The sequence below is a fragment of the Cryobacterium sp. TmT2-59 genome (assembly GCF_004403545.1).
Lineage (GTDB): Bacteria > Actinomycetota > Actinomycetes > Actinomycetales > Microbacteriaceae > Cryobacterium > Cryobacterium shii.
Map to the genome: position 1 here is coordinate 17,853 of NZ_SOGM01000088.1, position 17,315 is coordinate 35,167.

Below are 17,315 nucleotides of genomic sequence, written 5' to 3' on the forward strand. Positions count from 1 at the left end.
TCAATCGTTTCGCGAAAGTTTCTGAGGGCGAGTGTGGACGCGTCACGAGTTGCGGGCCTCTCTTCTGCGCAGCACCGCAAGTGCGACCAGCGCCACGATCATGGTGAGTATGGTCAGCGTTACGCTGATGGACGCGGAGTAGCCGTAGTTGGAGGTTGCGCCTTGGGTGACGACTCGCATGACAACGGTGCGAGTCGCGTCTCCCGGACCACCGCCAGTAAGTACATACACGACGTCGAAAATCTTCAGACCACCGATGAGCGTGAGGACGATGTTTATCGTCGCAGCCGGTGAGAGCAGCGGCCAGGTGATCTGGCTGAACTGCTGCCACCGTGATGCGCCGTCGAGCTGTGCGGCTTCGTACAGCTCCTCGGGAATGCTTGTGAGGCCAGCAAGAAAGATCAGCATGGTAAAGCCGGACCATTGCCACAAGTTCATCGCGATCACGGCAGCCATCGCGAGCTTGGGATCTCCCAGCCAGTTGGCGCCGATGAATTCGAGCCCTGTGGATTCCGCAAGCGCGGCGAGTATCCCGGTGCGCGGATCAAAGATGATCGTCCCGATGAAGCCGAGCACCACGCCGCTCACCGCTATCGGCATCACGACAATCAGTCGAACGCCAACGATGAACCGACTCGTCGAACGCAAAGACAGGGCGAGAATCAGGCCGATCAAGATCTGCAGGGGCGCGTTTATGGCAGTGAACACAAGCGTGTTGACGAACGCCGTACGCGTGGCAACGTCCGCGCCGATGTGCGCGAAATTTGCCAGACCAACCCAACCGAAGTCTTGGGTGAATCCGTTCCAGTCAGTGAACGCATATCCCGCGTTCATCGCCACAGGTACCAGCATCACAATCGTGAAAATCGCAAGTGCAGGCACGATGAACAATGTTCGGGTAGCTCGTTCACCCAGGGCGAAACGTCGTCTGGTGGGCAGGCTATAGCTCGTCATGTTTCTCCTGAAGTCGATGGTTGGACAGACGTCGCCCGAACCAACTAGAAGGTCCGGGCGACGTCATTGCGCCTACCGACTACTGCGCCTGGGCTCCGTCCAGAGCCGCTAGCACTGAAGCGACATCACCATTGCCAGCGAGGATGCTCTGCAGTCCAGTCTGCAGCGCCGTGTTGGTTGCTGGTGTCAATCCGGACTGACCTGAATCACCCGACTTCTTCTGCAGTGCAGGAAGGATCTCCGCGACAGCGGGATCGAGCGTGGGTTCTGCGCCCTGTACGGTAGGCAGCGCTGCTGCGGTTGTCAGGAATCCAGTTGCAACATTCGGGTCCGCAAGGTAGGCGAGGAACTTCAGGGCTAGATCAGAGTTCTTTGCTGCTTCCGGGACCGCAAGCACGCCCTGATAGTAGCTCAGAACTGCGGGAGTCTCGCCAGCGGCCACGTAAGGCAGCGGGAAGTAGCCGAGGTTGATGTCCTTGTTCGCGGTTCGAATGGCAGGGATGGCGAAGTCGCCCTGAATGAGCATTGCGGACTTCCCGGCGGCAAAGTCTTCCGCCGAAGACGGCCAGGTTACCCCTGAGGCGTCGGGAGAGAAGCCACCTGCGTTCACGAGGTCCGAGAAGTCCTTGACCATCGTCTTCCAACTGTCGTTCTCGCTGAACTTGATTGAGCCATCGGCTAGTCCGGCGGCAGTCTCGTTACCGGGGTCAGCGAACGCTGGGTCGCTAGCGGCCATGGCCTGTGCATTCACCATGAGAGGCCAGCCATCCTTCGCGCCCACAGCCAGCGGGGTTACCCCGGTCGCTTTCAGAGTGGCGACTGCGCTGAGGAACTGATCCCAGTCGGTCGGGACCTCCAGACCATTGGCCTCGAAGATGTCCTTATTGTAGAACACGCCCGCGGACGCGAGGGACGTAACCAGTCCATACGTGTTGCCACCTGTCACACCTGAAGCAGCGGCGACCCCCGGAACCAGTGTGCTCACCCACGGCTGATCTGAGAGATCACGAAGCAGGCCGGCGTCGATGTATGACGCGGCCCCGGCAAGCGGATTCAGAACCTCGAAGATGTCAGGGGCGTTGTTGCCCTGAATTCGAGTGGTAACGAGGCTGTCGTAAGTGGCATCTCCTGGAACAACCTCAAGGTTGACCTTGATCCCGGGGTTATCCGCCTCGAAGCCAGCAACGGCGTCGACGTACTTCTGTCCGGCGGCGCCGCCCGTGTAGGTGACAAATGTGATGGTTCCGCCAGTGGAGTCTCCAGCGGGGGTCGAGCTGCAACCTGCCATAGACATCGCGACTACCGCGGATGCGGTAAGGATGACCATCTTCTTCATTGAAGATTTCATGATCTCAGACTTTCTTTCTCTGGCGAGCCAGACTCGAGGTGTGCTTGGGCTGTGGGTGAACCATTTCACCTTGGGTCGAAGTTACCGTCTCGAAACGGTCGCGTCAAGTCCGTCAGTCCTGCGGGCGCCGCCTGCTCGCCTTGTTGGTTGGGCCCTCGAGCCCTGGAGTAGCCACAGACCTCGTTGATTCCCTAACTATCAGGTTAGGTTTCAGGAGCAGCTGTTGATGAACGTGGCCCGGCCTGAGCTCGTCGAGAAGGAGCTGCGCGGCTCTTATGCCCATCTCGTATTGCGGCACTGACACTGTCGTCAACGGAACCACCGCAAGCTGCGCCGCGGCAATATTGTTGAATCCGACAACGGCCATCTCGCCAGGGACCCTTATGTCTCTGCGTAGCAATTCGTTGAGCACCGCGAGTGCCAGCGTGTCGCTAGCCGCGAATATCGCGGTAGGTCGTGGATCTAGCGCGAGAACCTGATCAGCAAGAAATGCCCGGTCCTGGACAGTAACACCGGCCGCGTCAACTCGTCGAAGCGAAGCGTCCGGAGAGAACGGGGACAGCGCGGTTAGAGCGCCCAGATAGCGCTGCTCAATCTGATGTTCGCCGCCCGGGCCACCAAGAAACACGATGTCTGTGTGACCGAGCTCAATCAAGTGCTCAATGGCGAGTTGGCCGCCCAGCCGATCATCGAAGCTGATGGCACAAGTATCGTCGTCCCACTCACCGAGCACGACCAGCCCGGCGCCGGAAGCTCGAAGGCCACGGAATGGAACATCGCTGTGTTCAAACGACGGCATGACAATCGCCCCGGTGACTCGCATTTCTGCGAGGACCTTAACGTAGGAACTCTCATACTCCTGTTTCCCCTTCGTGTTACATGAGACTAGGACGATTCCGGCACTCCGGATAACGTCCTCGACACCTCTTGCAACCTCAACAAAGAACGGATCAGGGGAGTCTGAAACGACAAACCCAATCGCCGGCGACCGGCCGCCGTGCATGGTTCGTAGCGCTCGATTCGGCACAAACTCAAGATTCTCGATGGCTTGTTCGATGCGAACACGTGTCTTCGGTGAGATTGGCTTAACATCATTGAGGTAATTTGACACCGTGCCCAGCGACACGCCAGCAACGCGAGCAACGTCACGAATCGTCGATCCTGATGGACTCACAGCGCTCATCTCCTGGCCTCCGTAGTTGTCTTTATTCGCCCCATGTTCGATTGGTCTCGCTCGCACTTTACCGCAGGCCGGGAATTCTCGTGTCAATCGCACTTCAACGTTCCGTCGCAGACCGAAGCTGCGCGGTCACCAGATACCAAGAGGGGGTCGCTCATCTCTCCAGCCCGATCTGAAGACCCGACGCGGCCATCGGGGTCTTCGGGCGGGACGAATTTGGGCGTGCCCCCTTGACGGCGTCGCGTGGAGGGCGGGCCTGGTCGACGTCGTCCTGCTTCCATGCGGTCGCCGCGGTGGCCCGGTCGGAGGCGGCCTCGATGCCTGCGACGTGCAACTCCCGCCAATCGGCCGAGTCCCACGACAACTCCGCGTCGTCCCCGATGTCGGCGGCGCGGTCCTGGTCGTCGCGAGCCTGCGCGTGGCGCTCGTCGCGGTCGGCCCGCTCGGTGGCGCGATCGGCGAGCGTGGCTCGCACCACGACGGGATCGGCGCCCGTCTCCAAAACCTCGACGTCGTACCGGTCCCGCAGGTCTTGGCGGATGCGGCTCTCAGCGTCGCCGGTGGCCTGATCTTCGTCGCGGAACGTGACGGCCGTTTCGTAGGCGCGGGCGACGGCGCGCACCTGGGTTTGGTCCCTCCACGACGACTCGTCGACGGGAGCGAGCTCGGCCCGCGCGGCGACTTTCTGCGCGTCGAGCTGCGCCTGCAGCTGACGTGCTTCCTCGAGGTCGCGGCGCGTCGCCCACTGGGCGGCGTCCTGTCGTGCCTGGACCGCTGAGCGGGCCAACTGCGCCGCAGCCATGAGCTGCTGGCAGATATTCCCCTCGGCTTCTTCGAGCACTCCATCGGCCTGTAGCTCTGCCATGGCTCTCCCCTATCTCTCGGCGCCGCGCTCGGGCGGCGTAGTCGGTACCTGCGGCCGCGGCGCGGGCTGCCTGCTGGCCGTGTCGGCGCCTGCCCTCCGGTGGCCTGGCGCAGCGTCTCGGTCATCGGGATCTCAGCCGCGACATCGCCTGCAGAATCACTGACGAGTTCGGGCATCTGGGCTCGCACGGCATCCAGTCGCGCGCCGAGCGCGTTATGGATTCCCGCGGCACGGCGTGACTCGTTCACGGCTTGGTGCATCGAGTAGATCGCCTGCGCTGTGCGCATCAGCTGACGGAATAGCATCGCCTCAGCCTGCGTGCCCTGGCCATGCGTGGTCGCCGTGGCTAGGAGGTTCGCCGCGCCCGCGATCGAGCGAGGACCGGCCGTGTTCTTGCGTCCCACGTCGCGGGCCCTGATCTGAGCCGTGCGGGCGAGGGTCCGCGAAGCGTCCGCGAGCGGGCCAGGTGTCGCCTCGACCCACTGCGACCATGCGGCGAATGCGCCGCTGGTTTCGCAGGCGACGCGCGCCCATGTCGCGCGGTCGGTTGGGTCGACCGCGCTCAGCTGGTCGCGCAGCTGCGTCACCTGGTCCGTATACTCGCGCCACAGCTCAGGGCCGGGCTCGTGCTGCTCACGGCCGGGAGTTACCGGCGTGTACCGCATCGGGTTTCGCCAGGTCGCTTGCCACTCGTCGACGCCGACCTGCGCCGACTGTGGGGTGTCCGGCCAGCCGTCCCGAAGCCGCGGCAAGGTCAGGTCACGGGCGAGTCGCCCACCCCCATGCCAGACGATCGTCTCGTCCCGACTCCCGGGTCGAAGCGCGACGGAGTAGCCGGCCACGATATCGTCTCAATCGGCGGCGAAGCGGGACCGCACAAGCACGCCGGCCTGGTGCAGCCTGCGCACGAACTCGCCCTCGTCGAGTGACGCTGCAGCAGCAGCACGCTCGCTCCGCTCGAGGCGCACGGACGCCAACGTGTCGTCGCCGTGGCGGTTGGCTATCTCCCGCTCCCCCGGGCGCTCTCCGCGCATGGCCATGTCCGACCCGCGCGACTCGAGCAGCTGCAGCCCGTGCTCCTGCTCGAGCTCGCGGGCGATCGACTGAGCCCGCGAGTAGTCGTGGTGGATCGACGCCTTGGTGCCGTCCTCCCGCACCAGGTTGACGGCGATGTGGATGTGGTCGTTGCCGGCCTTCGACAGACCGTGCCGAACGGCCACCCACCGGCAACCGGCCTTGCCGGATGCCTCAGTGAATCCCATCCGGTCGACGAACTGCTCCGCGATCGTCGCCCAGTGCTCGTCGGTCAGCTGCCCCTCCTCAGCACGGAGGCTGAGGCTGGCGTGCCAGACGTGGCCGCCGTTGACCTCGACCCCGAACGCCGTCCGGGGCTCGTCGAGGTGCTTGGCGACCGCCAACGCCGTCGACGGCGCAAGCTCGCTGTCACCGAAAAGGGTGAAGGTCGCAGAGTCGCCGTTCACCAAGTGCGGCTCGGCGTGCTCGTTCGAGCGCCCCTCCCCCGCGAGGTAGCTCAGCAGACCGCCCATGCGGTCGTTCGCGTGACGTTCGGCATCACGAGTCGGCCAGCCGATCAACCGCCGCGGTGACCCTCGGGAACAACCCACGTAACTCGGCAGTGACCGCCTTGGCCTCGGCCGGGAAGTTCCCTCCGCGTTCGCGTACCGGGCCAGCTCGTTCAGGTTCGTGGCAATGCCGGCGACCTTTCGACGGACACTGAACAGCTCCGCGATCGCCGCCTTCCGCTCCGTGCTCGTCTCCACATGCGAGCTCTTCGCAGACTCGTGCAGCAACCGCGGAACGCTCATGCCAGCGGCCGCAGCCTTCGCCTCGAGCTCGGCCGCCTCGGTCGGCGTCACGGTCACCGGGTAGCGCTTCGAGCGCTTCTCCCCCGGCGTCGCATTCGCACGCCGCCGGCGACCGAAGAAACCGCGATTCTGGCTCTCAGTCAGCGTGCTCGGATCGAAGAGCTGAGAGAGCCGGAGCGAAGCTCCGCGATGTTCTTGGCCGACTGCGCCGGTACGGCAACTCAGTTGCCTTTCGCACCGGGTGAGGGTACGCACCACTCCCCGATCATCAAGGGCTTCCGCGGCATATCCTCGCTGCGCTCCGGCATTCCACGGTCCCTTGACGCTCGACTCCTGGCGCTGTTTTCGGCGTGTACCGAAAGGCAATGGGAGATGTGAACGCGGGGTGTGTGATGGACAGGAATGGAACGTTGGAATCGGTAGCCCTGGGCGAATACAAAGTGCCCGTCGACCCGATGGACGAGCTGCAATGCGACAGCTGCCAGCGAGCGTCGTGGTCGACGTGACGACCCTGACGACGAACGTCCCTTCCGGGGACGACGAGGCCGGCGGCGAATAGCGAAGCTAACCGCCCGCGATGTCGACCTGAGAGCTCACGGCCGTTCCGGCTACCGGGTGTGCACAACGGTCGTCATCCCCAACGGCGATCACGTGATGATCCTCGACACGCTCGCGCGAGAGGAAAACCAACAATGACCACAAATCGGCCAAGAGTACTCGACGATGCGCTGGCAAACGAACTGTTCCTGATTCCCGATGAGGTCAGCGCCGAGCTGCGCGTCAGCCGCGGCGACCTGAAACGGCTCCGGGATACCGGCCTCGGGCCAGCGTACTTCACGATCAGCTCGACCATCCGCTACCTGCAAACCGACGTCGACCAGTGGCGGGCCGAGCACCCGCGCGGCATCGAGATCCCGCACCGTCGATCCTGAGCGAAGGTCGCTAGCGGCCGAGGCCGGGGCCCTGGTCCCGGCCCAGCCAGTAGCCGGTCGCCCCGGACGCCTCCGGAGCACGAGGACCTACCGGCGGCTGCGCCACCGGCGCCGCGGGCTGATCCATCCCCGCGATGCGCGCAGCATCCAACGCCTGGTCAATCGACCTCGAGGTGCGAAGCGCGAACCGATCAAGAGCCGACGACGGGTCGGCCGCGATTCCGGCCGGCGTCACGACCTGATCGAACATCGAGCGCATCGGGCCGAAGTCACTGCGCTCCGAAGCGGCGCGGCAGGCGGCATCGTTGACGGCACCCGGGGCGGGGCGCCAGTCCAGCTGCCAGCCAGCGTCGGCCGCAACCCGATTCCGGAACATCCGCTGAGCGCGTCCATTGCCCTCGCGGAACCGTTGGACGAAATTCCACTGGTTTTAGTGGTGGCTGAGCCGCCCAGTTATGGATCGCCGCCGCGCTCACCCCCAGCTCAACGGCCGCAGTCGTGATCGGCTTACCAGCTCGAACGAGCGCGACTGCGCGCATCCGGGACTCGGCGGGGAAGGGTCTGGGCATGGATGAGGCCGCTCAAAGAGAGCCCGGTCCACACATCAATTCGGGTAACCAAACTATGGGGCACGTCAAGGAGTCAACCGAACCGACAGCAGTCCCTCGCTTTCCGGAGTTCGATGGAACCTTCGACCCAGACCTCGCCGAAATCATCCTTAGCGAGCCCTCACGGTATCCCGCAACACTCCTTCACGCCGCGGACAAGAGAGTCAATGAGAAGACGTGCCTGCAACCGCTCGCCGCCGTCGCAGAGAAGGGAGAGTGGTTCTCCCTGCCCGATTAGCCCATCTCGCGGCGACCGGAACCGTTGCAGCCTTCACTGCAACGCGGCTACAACAACGAGCCGAGGGAGACCGCATCCATGGTGGAAAGGTGAGAGCATCGCTCCAGCGCGGCAGGCTCGCGGAGTGTCAGTCGCTCATAGAGTGCGTTAGCGGCCCCATCTGTCGATCCGGCTCGTAGCCCGCGAGGTCGCGCTCGTATGACTTGCGCGCCCGGCGTTCGGCGAGCCGCACGCGCAGGAGCATCACCAGGGTGATCGGCCCGTTGACGATGAACTTCAGCGCGTTCCAGACGAAGAGGAGCACGAGCAGGTTGACCCAGCCGGGGCCGCCGTCGGCCACCCAGGTCGAGCAGAGCCAAGCGGCGACAAGGTAGGGGGCTGCAAGCAGCATGGCAGGCACGCCCCACTTGAGGCCACGGCGCGTTCGCAGCGCGTTGAGCAGGATGTTCGTTGGCATGTAGCGCCACATGAAGACGCGAACCCGAACGCTGAATGCCCAGAGCAGTCGGAACATGATCCCGTCTCTCGAAAAAGCGTGTCACTCCGCCGAGGAGGTAGCCCGTAGATGAGCGCCCGGAGGCTGTCGTGTAATGAACCTATGAGTTGTGACCGCTACCTTGAAATCCAGCGTACGCCTCTCCTACGACAGTCGGAAGAGCCCGCGTTACAGGCTCGGCGCTGCCGCCTTTGCTACCACGGGCGTCGGTGACACCCACTCGGCGGTGTCGGCAGCGAGTTGGCGAGCGCGGATGAGTGCCTCGTGCGCCTTGGAGGCGTCACCCCGCTGAGCCGCGGTGGTGGCCGTCGAGCCCAGCGCCGATTCGTCCGCGATCCCGTACCGATCGCGGTAGGCGGCAACGACGCGTGCCTCGCGTCGCCACTCCTGCGCACGCTGCGGGTCGCTCGGCTCGCCGTCGAGTTCGGTCAGCCACGCCGCTCCCCCGCGCACCGCCTCGTCGACCAAAGCATTGGCTCTCTGCTCGATGAGCGCGCGGCGCTCGCGCAGTGCGGCGCGCATGTCGGCCGCCATCGGGCCGACGGCAGGCGTGATGAGCCCGGCGATGTGCGGCAGCGGCTTGCGAACATGCCCTGCACCGCGCGCATCAGTGGCAGCCCGCGCTACTCGCTCGTGGAGCACCGCGGCGATGTCGTCCGCATCGGCCACTCCACGAGCGGCGACGAGTCGTGGCAGCAGCCGGTCGACGTCGTAGCCGTCGGCTTCGGCTCGGCGCAGCTCCGCGCCGAGAGCACCGAACGCCGTCGAAGCGGTCGCCGCATCCGCCTCCCCCGCCGACAGCCCGGATGCGAGCAGGAGCGCCGCCCACCGCTCCTGTTGTGCAGCGCCCGCGATGGTCTCGTATTCGGCGGCGAGCTGCGCGACCGAGCCCCAGGCATCCTGCTCAGTGGCGATGGTCTGGTGGGCCGACAGCTCGGCCCCGACGTGCTGGAGCACCCCGTACAGCACCGAGCGCGCGGTCGCCTCTGCCGGATCTCCGGGGTACCGTTCGCTGTGGTCGTCATCCGGTCGGTTGACCGAAACGTACGCGGTATTGGCCTGCCGTCCGCGCGTCATGGCAACGTAGAGGTTCTCGCGCGTCGTGCCCGGCTCGATGAGCGCGTGCGCGGTGTCGGTGGTGACACCCTGCGCACGGTAGGCGGTGACCGCGTACCCGAGTTCGACGTGCTCGGCGACATATCCGGCGGGAAGCACGATCGCACCACCCCAGCGACGCCCCGCGCGACGAACGGTCATCGCGCCGTCCGCCTTCACCGCCGAGACGACCCACCGGTCGCCGTTGCGTACCCAGTCACACCCGGCGCGGAGCGTGCGCTCATTCCGGCGCGTCAACACCACGTCGCCGACAGACGCCGCGGTTCCGTCGTGAAGCGCGACTTCGGCGCTCGCATCGACATCACCGGCCAGCACGAGGTCGGCGCGGGCTCGCTGGTTGAGCGCGGTCACCGCGTCACCGGTCTCGGCGATGAGGATGGAGGCAAGCCCGTCCGCCCGGTCGCGTCGCCAGGCCGTGTAGGCGGCATCCGCCATCCGCTCCGTCTCCCCGCCGATCAGGCGACCATACACTTCGTAGGCATCAATGGCGGCGGGCCGCCCATGCCGAAGGTCGAGTGACGCGGCCTTCTCCCAGGCGTGGACGAAGCGGTGCACGTCGGCCAACTCGGGCACATCCTCACGACTGGCGACAAGCATGGCGAATGCCCCGCCCGCGTCGACAGATTGCAGTTGCGCCCAGTCACCGACGAGCAGCACCTTCGCGCCCGCGCTGGATGCGATGCCGGTGAGCCGGTCGAGCGAGAGCGTTCCGCCGAGCGATGCCTCGTCGATGATGACGAGCTGGCCCTCGGTGAACGTGATGCCGTGAGTTCGGTAGTTCTGCCACCACTTCGCGGTGTTCTCGGTCGAGATCCCGAGGTCTTCGGCGAGCGCCTGTGCAGCAGTGGCAGACGGCGCGAGACCCACGACCGAGCCCGCGCCGTGTTCGGATTCCCACGCGCGACGCAGTTCGTTCATCGCCGTGGTCTTACCTGCACCGGCTGGGCCGACGAGCAGGTCGAGCACGCGACCGGAGGTTGCGATGGATTCGAGCGCCGCACGCTGGTCCTCGCCGAGGGCGCGCCCCCGCTTGCCTCCTGCGTGCGCGGCACGTGCGAGGGCTGCGCCCGTGATGACGGGGCCGCCGGTGTTGCGCGCGAGCGCAAGCAGCCGGTCTTCGGCGTCGAGTAGTGCGGTTGCGGAGTAGCGGGCGGAGTTGCGGGGACGGAAGACGCTCGTGCCGTCGCTGCGCTGGAACACGACGGGGCTGCTTGCAAGCTCGGGCGGGGTGAGGCGCAAGGACGCGCGCTCGGCGGCATCCGCAATCATCCCGACGATCGCCTCGCGGTCTTCGGTTGCGGTGAAGCGCCAGCCCATCGTCTGCCGCGCCGCCTCTGCGTACAGGTTCCAGCGTCCCCAGGTGGTGCGCTTCTCGCCGACGACCGACACCACTACCTCGCCGACGTGAGCGATCACGTCGAGCGGCACGTCGTCCGCCCGCAGCAGCGCAGGGGCTGCCACGTTCAGGGCCTCGCGTGCCCACTCGGTTGCATCGCGCCCAAGTAGACGGCCGGCGCGGGTGCGCCAGTCGTTCGTCAGCTCGGCGAGCGACCGCAGCACCTTGTCAGGCCGGGTCGCCAGGGTCGCCTGCTGACGCAGCCGGATGATCGTTGCCTTCGACGGCGCGTGCCCGTGAGAGGAGACGTATTCGGCGATCAGCCGGTCCTTCTCGATGTCGATGTGCCGCGAGCGGGAAGAGAACTCGGCGAGGAGCCCCTCCGGCACCGTGGCGATCGACCAGACCGGGTTGCGGTCGGCCTCACGATCCCGCCGCTCCCACGCGACGCCGAGTGAACGCGTCAGGTGGTCGGCAAACACCGCGTTGTGCAGCTCCGAGAGCGCGACGGTCGCCGAGTGCAAGGGGCGGCCATCGAGCGAACGCCATTTGCCGTCGAACACAGTCTGCACCTTGTTGCTCACGACTACGTGCGTGTGCAACTGCGGGTCACCGGCACGCGAGTCGAAGTGGTCGAACGCAACCGCGATGAGGCCCGTGACATCGACCTGCGCAACCGCCCCGTCTCGCGAGGTTGCACCCGAGCGCGTGGCCGCAAGCTCGCGCTCCATGAATGCAACCACCTCCACAACCGCTGCATGATGCGCGTCGGCGATGGTCGCCTGCGTATCTGCATCCGCCACGGCCCAGAGCACGGATGCCGACTTCGGCAGCGAGAACGTGAAGTCATACCCGGCAACTGCTCGGCGCAGCCCGCGTTCGGCTTCCTCAGTCTCGATGGCCGCGGTCGCCTCGGCCCGCTCGACGATGCCAAGGCTCGGATCAAGCACCGCGATCCGCGCGGCGATCCGATCGGCGACGCTCACATACGACGGATACGCGCGACCGAGCGGTTCGCCGGTCACCGGGTCGAACCCCATCCCCAGGAGCAACTGGAGCTGCGCCTCGGATACGAGCGCTCTCCCGGTGATCTCGCCATGGCCGAGAGCTGCCAGCCCACTGCCGAGCCAACGACCTGGCGGCGTGCCCGCCTCGGCGTAGTACCGCGTCAGTGGAGTGGAGAGCGACCGGTCGCCATCCGCCGCGGCGACGGTGCGGAGCAGATACTTGTACCCATCGCCCGAGCTCATCACCCGCATCGAAATCGACACCGGGCACCGCCTCTCCTCTGCCAGAGAGGTGGGCTGCTGAGCCCGCGTGAGCGGGCGCAGCCCCTTGATCTGCAAGACGTGTATCAGCTTTATGGGCGTTCACCGCTGCCCATACAGTCACACGTCCTGGACGATCAAGAGCGCCGGATACAGCTAGCCAGCGACGGACCGACACTACGCGTCGATCACCGATGTAACGCTATCGGGAGCGCAGCGAGCGATACCACTTCTTTGCCGTCACCCCGTTCCGTGTGTCGTCGTACTGGAAGCACTCGGACAATCGGTTGGTGTCGTCCAATACGCGCAACAGCACCGCTGCGCTCAGGCTTCCAGCAGTTCCTGTTTCGTAGTGACTCACCCAATTGCTAATGATCCCTGTGACGTGGTGAGCACCAAAATCCGCCTCCTGGCTTTGAGCTAGCACGAGCATTCCCGCGGCCTTGTGTAAATCGATTGCCGCCTGAATAGCCGCGATCGAGTTGGAGACCATCCGGCTCTGGTCCTTCATCGCGTAGTCAATCGGCACCGGGATATCCAGCTTTCGGATGATCTCAGTCAGCTTGAACTCCAGATGCTGGCGGATGAGCGGCTCTGCCTGTTGTGCCTGTCCAGCATTCAGGAAATCACGAGCAGTGTCTTCCAGCCTCGAAGCGCCTTGAGCGTGGGTTACTACTGCGCCGACTGGCGGCGATCCGTTCAGCCGCTGATGGTGCCATCCTAATGTGTTCCCGAGCTTGTCAAAGTATTTCTCCAACTGGCCATCATGGCTGAGGATGATGAACTGTAGTCCGTCCGCACCTGAACGAGCCTGAAGGGAACTCCGGATGTGCTCCATCAAGAAGTACTGATGCCCAGCGTCAAAACTCGAAGTGACATCGTCTAGCACCACAAACCGCGGAGAACTCTTGTGTCGTTTCGCGGCGGACAGGAATACAGAAATCGCGAGCGCATTCCGGTAGCTCTCAGAAAGCACAGCTCGCGCCGATACATCGTGGAGTCCGTGGAAAACCTCTAGCTCGACCCTCAACTCCTCACCGGACGAAGGACGCCGCAACTCGGGAACGATCGCTTGGGTGTTCATGATGCTTGCGAACATCGACTTGTAGGCAGAGCCGATCTCTGCAACCTTGGCGCTCGTCATCCGCGTTTCAGCATCCGCGAAGGTCTTCGAAGCCTGAGATATGAAATCGATCCACGCCTGCCGCGCCTTGCGCTTCCCGTCGGCGACCTCGTACTCGACCTCATGCTGGTCGTACTCCTCCCACGCGTCACGAAATCTACGGGCCGCATCCACACGTCGAGAAAGGGCGACGAGAGATGGCGGAAGGCTGGCTTCGATCTGCTCTCGTTCGGAGACGAGCGAGGCCATCTTGCCCGCAACAAGCGTGCCGAGCAACTGAAGCCGATCGAAGCAGGAATCAACATCGGTTACGACGACGGTCCCCATGCGGACCGTCTCCTGAAACGCGTGCGCAATGCGCTCACTTGATTCGAGGCCGATATGCGGACTTTGTTCGATCTGCGCAAGAAGGCTTGCCGACGTGCTCGCGCTCCAAATGTCGTCGAGTTCCCGAGTCCTTTCCGCAACCGTTGCGTACTGATCAAGCTGCTCTTCAACCAGATCCCCAATGGTCCTCTCGATCAGGGATCCACAGACCGGGCAAATGTGAGGATTCTCAAGCTCCCCGCCATCGATAATCTTCTGGACTGCAGCGAAAAGGTGTTGGTAGTGCTCTCCTTGTGTCGTCGCCAGCTGCTCAGTCAGTTCACGAACGCCATTGACTAGCACGAGACGCTCTTCATTAACCGCGCTTACCAGTACAAGCTTCTCCAGATCCTCGACAACCCGGTTGATCTCCAGCAAGCGGGCGCGTTCGTCACCGCCTTCTGCGCTTTCAAGAGACGTCGCAACAGAGGCGAAGTCAACGTCCTTTATCGAGACGCCCTCGAAGAAGCTGCTCACGAGAGGTATAGCGGTGAGGACACTCGATATTCCAGTTCCGAGTGCCGTGAGATCATGGCTATCGCCGATCTGTTCCCCTGTTAGCTCGGTAAACGCCGCGTGAAGACGAGCCACGACCGTGGGCATCGCCCGCGATGCAGCAGACGCAGTTGCCTCGAGCGCAGGCATGCCGAGATCATTGCGAACACTTCGAGTGTCCGACAGAACGCGGAGAGCCTGCCGATACTCCGAGTACTCCGCCAACCCAAGAAGGGATGCGAAAGAACGTCCTCGTCTCAGCGGCGTGTCGTCGATAAATCGTTGAAAAGATGCGTAGTCCAACAGTGTGAACGCTTGGTCGAGCGCCACCAGCAACTGAGCCGGATCGGCATGCCCAGAGGGACTCGTCACTGATCGTATGCCGGTCGTTCCGTCGAGTTCAACCAGTACGGTGTCAACGCTTGATGGGGTGTCATCCGACGTGAAATCCACCTCAATCGATGCCCGCCCCGCGCCATGAAATCGGTTGACGTAGTACCGGTCTGCGTTATCCGATGCTTGAAGTTCAGCGAGCTTCGGGATCTCGCCCTTGATGGCGTATGTCAGCGCCTCAAAGAGTGAGCTCTTTCCGCTCGCGTTCGTCGCGAACACTGAGTTCACGTGATCGCTTTTGAACTTCATCTCCAGTGGCGTGCCGTGGTTGTTGATCCCTCGGAAGCCTTCTACCTTCAACCGGGTTAGGAAATAGCGCGTCATTCTGCCCCGCCTTCCTCGCTGAGCAGCGACTGGTCGAGTCTCCGCGCGATCTCGGCGTTGAAGCTCGTACGCATACGGGTACGGTCCTCGTCGCCCGCGACAATTTGACTAGCGAGCTCCCCCAATAGCTCTCCCATTTCCGGGCTGGCGCTCCGTACATGTTCAAGAAACGTGGTGATGTTCTCCGAGAATCCACGGTCTTCATCAAACTCGAATGGTGTGGGGCTCCCCTCACTCGGCAGAGTCATAGCTTCCTCGCTTTCGGGATTGCGGTCTTGGGGCGTTGTACAGTCCTACCTGCCTTTGCGCACAACACAGTCACTCACGTTCGCGAATGTAGGTGACGCCGAAGGCTACGACCTGACGGAACTCCTGACGACGCGCACCAAGGTCGAATTGGCTGCCAGAACCCTTTTGGAATATGTCGAGCCCGCGCCCGAGCAGGATCTTCCAGCCATTGTCCGCTCTAATGGAACGATCGTGGATTGTCTCGTCCCAGACGACCGTGAATTTGATACCCACGGCCGCGGCTCCGTCCTGGATCTCATTCATCATGAGCAAGTGCTGCCGTTGGAACTCGCCGGTGTCCTCCTTCGTTAGGAGGGTGACGGCGATCTCGTCAGCAGGATCTTTCGCGGCAGCGAGGAGAGCCAGCAGGTCTACAAGATTGCGACCCTGGTGCGGGAGACGGATGTAGGGGTCGACGATCGTGATCTCGGTTGCGCCGCGCAAGTACGGCAGCAGCATCGTGTCGTACGAGACGCCGCGTTGGTTCTCCTGGAACTCCCGGTGCCCCTCGAAGAACGTCGGCTCGGCAGGTGGAGCCATCTCGATCGGCTCTTCACCGACCTGCCTAGGATCGCTCTGCTCGTCGCTCGCAATGTCGCCGGCTCCCTTCGCAGACCGCCGGTGATAGTACTTCGGGTACTCGTCTTCTTCGAGCGTGGACACCGCGTGCCACACACTGGCGGTGTCTGAATAGCCGAACCTCACTTCGGCCATCGTCGAGTCGATTCGCAGGATCTGATCCTTGACGCGCTTACGCCCTTCAATTGCTAAGCGCAGCAACTCCTCAATCTGTTCAGCGGTTGCTTCACCGTGGGGGTAGATGAGCTTCATTAGCCCCGAGAAAGTCTTGTGGATCCCGTCACGATCGCGAGTTGAGATGTCGGATCCCAACGTAAAGTGCTGCTGGTAGCGGTCCGAATAGTCGAAGTTACGCATCGACTTCAGCACTTCAGCGATGTAGTCGACCACGAACCCGTAGCCGTCCGAGAACATCTCGCTGCGGATCGTGTCGATCTCCCACCCTGGGATATAGAAGTGCAGGCGGTCGAGGTATGCCGGGTCGTGATAGCTCTCGGGCAGCTCGTCGAACAAATCGGCGTGCTTGAGCATGAACGGCACAGTGTGCGAAGTATTTCCGACGAACACCATTGAGGCCTCCGCCCCGAGGGTCTCAACACCACGCGAGAATGACTTGTTCGCCATGTAGTTCTTCATAATGTCGACGAGCGCTTTGTCGGTGCGCTTCTTCTTGCCCGCGAACTCGTCAAATGCGACAACATCCCAGTACCCGACGAGACCGAGGCGACCGTTCGCGTTGTTCACGAACAACTTCGGGACGGTCACCTCGCCGCCTGAGATCAACATCCCGTGCGGTGAGAACTCTGAGTAAATGTGTGACTTGCCGGTGCCCTTGGGGCCCAGTTCGACGAGGTTGTAGTTGCGCTCGACGAATGGGATCAAGCGCACGAGCTGCAGCAGCTTCGCGCGCCGACCAAACATTTCGGGGTTGAACCCGATCGACTGGATTAGCAGGTCGATCCACTCATCAGTGGTGAACTCGGCTCGTGAGGCGAGGTAGCCGGCGTAATCAAAGTTCGACATCTGAATCGGCTTGAGTGATCCGAGAATCCAGGGCGAAACACGGGCATCATCGGAGTGGAAGTATTCCACGTCGCATAGACACCAGACTCCGCCGACGAGCAGCTTCTGGTGTGCGGTGACGGTGGCGGAATCGACGACGACATTCGTGATCCCGAGATTCGCGAACGATGCCTGGTAGACGTCGTCCTTCTCGTTCAGAGTGACGCTGACTTTGTCGATGACCCGGTAGCGCCCGCGCTCCTTGATCTTTGACTTGACGAGTTCTGACTCGTTGCGATGCACATAGTGCTGGGCGAGGATCTCCCGCACGCGGTCGATGCCCGCTTGAATCGTCGCCTCGTCGTCGGATGCCGCGTACTGGCCGAGCAGGTATTCCAGCACGTACGACGGCACAATCGCGTTGCCCTTGACCGCCTTGACGAGGTCCTTGCGGACCACCGCTCCGGCGAAGTGCTCGTTGATCTTGCGGTCGAGGTCAGTCTGCGGCGGCGGGACTTCGGCCGCTCCACTTTCGGGCGCGTCGCCCCCCGGCTGCGTGACGCTGTCAAGTGTCATGG

The 17,315-nt window shown here is 63.4% G+C and carries 13 protein-coding genes; 2 read left to right on the forward strand and 11 right to left on the reverse strand.

All coding sequences use genetic code 11. The features are described from left to right. Positions 1 to 42: 42 nt before the first annotated feature. The 5 genes from E3T24_RS13815 to E3T24_RS13835 all read right to left on the reverse strand — a co-directional run bounded on the left by E3T24_RS13815 (position 43) and on the right by E3T24_RS13835 (position 6,224). The gene (locus tag E3T24_RS13815; RefSeq protein WP_134434715.1) at positions 43 to 954 is read right to left on the reverse strand and encodes a sugar ABC transporter permease; all 912 of its coding nucleotides are present in this window, start codon (positions 952 to 954) and stop codon (positions 43 to 45) included. Positions 955 to 1,033: 79 nt separating this feature from the next. Further along, complete coding sequence (locus tag E3T24_RS13820; protein ID WP_166789212.1) at positions 1,034 to 2,290, reverse strand: extracellular solute-binding protein; 1,257 nt, start codon at positions 2,288 to 2,290, stop codon at positions 1,034 to 1,036. A 124-nt stretch (positions 2,291 to 2,414) separates the two neighbouring features. Beyond that, positions 2,415 to 3,485 carry a LacI family DNA-binding transcriptional regulator gene (locus tag E3T24_RS13825; RefSeq protein WP_134434717.1) on the reverse strand — a complete coding sequence of 357 codons (1,071 nt, stop codon included), beginning with the start codon at positions 3,483 to 3,485 and terminating at the stop codon, positions 2,415 to 2,417. A 151-nt stretch (positions 3,486 to 3,636) separates the two neighbouring features. Then, entirely contained in the window at positions 3,637 to 4,347 is a 711-nt protein-coding gene (locus E3T24_RS13830; protein WP_134434718.1) for a hypothetical protein, read from the reverse strand. A gap of 851 nt (positions 4,348 to 5,198) precedes the next feature. Further along, positions 5,199 to 6,224, reverse strand: a complete 1,026-nt coding sequence (locus E3T24_RS13835; protein WP_134434719.1) for a relaxase/mobilization nuclease domain-containing protein — start codon at positions 6,222 to 6,224, stop codon at positions 5,199 to 5,201. A gap of 641 nt (positions 6,225 to 6,865) precedes the next feature. On the opposite strand from E3T24_RS13835, the gene E3T24_RS13845 reads away from it, so the two are divergent. Further along, complete coding sequence (locus E3T24_RS13845; protein ID WP_134434720.1) at positions 6,866 to 7,105, forward strand: helix-turn-helix domain-containing protein; 240 nt, start codon at positions 6,866 to 6,868, stop codon at positions 7,103 to 7,105. Positions 7,106 to 7,115: 10 nt separating this feature from the next. Here E3T24_RS13845 and E3T24_RS13850 read toward each other — a convergent pair whose 3' ends face one another. Then, on the reverse strand, positions 7,116 to 7,481 hold the full coding sequence (locus tag E3T24_RS13850) for a hypothetical protein (RefSeq protein WP_134434721.1): 366 nt from the start codon (positions 7,479 to 7,481) through the stop codon (positions 7,116 to 7,118). A 191-nt stretch (positions 7,482 to 7,672) separates the two neighbouring features. Here E3T24_RS13850 and E3T24_RS13855 point away from each other — a divergent pair, with 191 nt between their 5' ends. After that, positions 7,673 to 7,951: a hypothetical protein gene (locus E3T24_RS13855; RefSeq protein WP_134434722.1), complete on the forward strand. Its 279-nt coding sequence runs from the start codon at positions 7,673 to 7,675 to the stop codon at positions 7,949 to 7,951. A 127-nt stretch (positions 7,952 to 8,078) separates the two neighbouring features. Here the strand turns inward: E3T24_RS13855 and E3T24_RS13860 are convergent, their stop codons facing one another. The 5 genes from E3T24_RS13860 to brxL all read right to left on the reverse strand — a co-directional run bounded on the left by E3T24_RS13860 (position 8,079) and on the right by brxL (position 17,313). After that, a complete protein-coding gene (locus E3T24_RS13860) occupies positions 8,079 to 8,465 on the reverse strand; it encodes a sulfate permease (protein ID WP_134434723.1) in 387 nt (128 codons plus the stop codon). 150 nt (positions 8,466 to 8,615) lie between these two features. Then, positions 8,616 to 12,158 (reverse strand): MobF family relaxase, encoded by a 3,543-nt coding sequence (mobF, locus tag E3T24_RS13865; protein ID WP_277871434.1) that lies wholly within the window; start codon positions 12,156 to 12,158, stop codon positions 8,616 to 8,618. A 211-nt stretch (positions 12,159 to 12,369) separates the two neighbouring features. Next, positions 12,370 to 14,868, reverse strand: a complete 2,499-nt coding sequence (locus tag E3T24_RS13870) for an AAA family ATPase (protein WP_134434725.1) — start codon at positions 14,866 to 14,868, stop codon at positions 12,370 to 12,372. Further along, complete coding sequence (locus E3T24_RS13875; RefSeq protein WP_134434726.1) at positions 14,865 to 15,116, reverse strand: hypothetical protein; 252 nt, start codon at positions 15,114 to 15,116, stop codon at positions 14,865 to 14,867. The genes E3T24_RS13870 and E3T24_RS13875 overlap by 4 nt, the downstream gene beginning before the upstream one ends. A gap of 70 nt (positions 15,117 to 15,186) precedes the next feature. After that, the gene (gene brxL, locus E3T24_RS13880; RefSeq protein WP_134434727.1) at positions 15,187 to 17,313 is read right to left on the reverse strand and encodes a BREX system Lon protease-like protein BrxL; all 2,127 of its coding nucleotides are present in this window, start codon (positions 17,311 to 17,313) and stop codon (positions 15,187 to 15,189) included. Between the last annotated feature and the right edge of the window lie 2 nt (positions 17,314 to 17,315).